The sequence below is a fragment of the Cupriavidus sp. SIMBA_020 genome, assembly GCF_046535395.1.
GTDB lineage: Bacteria > Pseudomonadota > Gammaproteobacteria > Burkholderiales > Burkholderiaceae > Cupriavidus > Cupriavidus campinensis.
This window is the reverse complement of sequence record NZ_JAWRWU010000920.1, coordinates 1-261: the sequence shown is the minus strand read 5'-3', so window position 1 is coordinate 261 and position 261 is coordinate 1. Positions and strand designations below refer to the sequence as shown.

The following is a 261-nucleotide window of genomic DNA, read 5'->3' as shown; positions in this document are numbered from 1 at the left end:
CCCTTGACCATCTCCTGGTAATACGCGTCGATCCGGATGAACGTGAAGCCCGACGTCATCACGCCGAGAATCAGCACGCCGATCACGGTGCCCGTCACGCGCCCGAGGCCGCCCGACAGCGACGTACCGCCGATCACGACGGCCGCGATCGCGTCGAGCTCGTACATCACGCCCATGCCCGACTGGCCGGAGATCGCACGCGCGGCCGTCACGGTGCCGGCGATCCCGCTCAACAGGCCCGCGATCGCATAGACGAACACC

1 protein-coding gene is annotated in these 261 nt (G+C 67.4%); it reads right to left on the bottom strand.

Annotation, left to right across the window (positions count from 1 at the left end):
- Window positions 1–261, bottom strand: a 261-nt coding sequence (locus SB751_RS32120) for an ABC transporter permease subunit (RefSeq protein ID WP_410749278.1), incomplete at both ends; no start/stop codon positions are given.